The sequence below is a fragment of the Vibrio sp. D173a genome, assembly GCF_030248475.1.
Window position 1 is genome coordinate 1 of sequence record NZ_JAHGAH010001275.1, and the last position, 1,090, is coordinate 1,090.

The 1,090-nt window shown below is 37.7% G+C and carries 2 protein-coding genes and 1 pseudogene; all 3 read right to left on the reverse strand.

The genetic code is table 11. The annotated features are described in order from the left end of the window. A partial coding sequence (locus KIV40_RS32800) for a PTS transporter subunit IIC (protein ID WP_285353552.1) occupies positions 1 to 306 on the reverse strand: 306 nt, incomplete at its 3' end. Between the two features lie 11 nt (positions 307 to 317). Continuing rightward, the gene (locus tag KIV40_RS32805) at positions 318 to 587 is read right to left on the reverse strand and encodes a PTS sugar transporter subunit IIB (RefSeq protein ID WP_285353553.1); all 270 of its coding nucleotides are present in this window, start codon (positions 585 to 587) and stop codon (positions 318 to 320) included. A 291-nt stretch (positions 588 to 878) separates the two neighbouring features. Next, positions 879 to 1,090: pseudogene (locus KIV40_RS32810) on the reverse strand (hypothetical protein); the annotation flags it as partial.

Sequence of the window (1,090 nt, forward strand, 5' to 3'; positions counted from 1 at the left end):
GAACATAATCAGTGCCATTTCATAACCGAAGGCTTCTTGCGCTAATGCAACAATTGCTTCGTTATTTGGAATAACACCACTTACGCCGAAAGCTTCAGTAAATACCACTGAAAAGTTATTTAGTGCGCCAACAAGAGCGCCAGCACCAAAACCTAAAATTAGGAAACCCATAACGGTTTTAATGGTGCCTTTTAATACGGTTGATACATCTGCCTTTTGTGCAACTAAGCCAATAAAAGCAATTAATCCGACCATGATTGCTGGCTCTTTTAATAAGCCAAGCATGAACTCAAAGAAATTAGCCATTATTTACTTCCTTACATGAAAGCTTTTAGTTGCTCTTCAATTGACGCCTTATCAAAGATATTTGCTAGGCTTACAATGTTTGTTTTACCCGCTTCTGATAATTGATTTGCAACGTCGGTCGCTGCGACCCAAATATCCGCTGTGCTTGATGCTGCTGAAGATAAATCTTCGTGGTCAACTTCCGCTTCTAGACCAATTTTACCCGCAACTTCTTTAACTGCCATTTCCATCATTAAAGAAGTACCAAGACCATTTCCGCACACAACCATAATCTTTTTCATAATATAAATCTCTGTAGGGTTTTAATCAGGAAACTATATTGTCTCCGTTTATTTGTTGATAAGAATAGTATCTAAAAGCCCCAAAAACAGAATAGATCACTATCACAAAACCAAAATGACCTTGTGACGCAGATCTCGTAAAAAGAAAGAAAAAGACGATTTTATCGTCGATACTAGTGTCGATACTACTTAAGTGTGAGGCGAATAAATTATATAAGTTTGAGTGATGAACTGGACTGGGATATAAAGTGTGATCTGGGTATATGATAGAGGTTCAATATTGGGCGAGAGTTATTTACCGTAATCAGTAAGCATCTTTTTAAGAAGGCTGTTAACGTCTTTGGTCTTTTTATTTCGCTTAGTTAATGCACTTAAAGAAGTCGGCATTTTTGGCGATTCTTTATCTGATATAACCTCTTCCTCTCGGTCTCGCATTTTTTGCACCGCAGGCAAAAGCATACGAACCTCTTCCCCTTCTCTATTTGCCATAACAACAATATTAC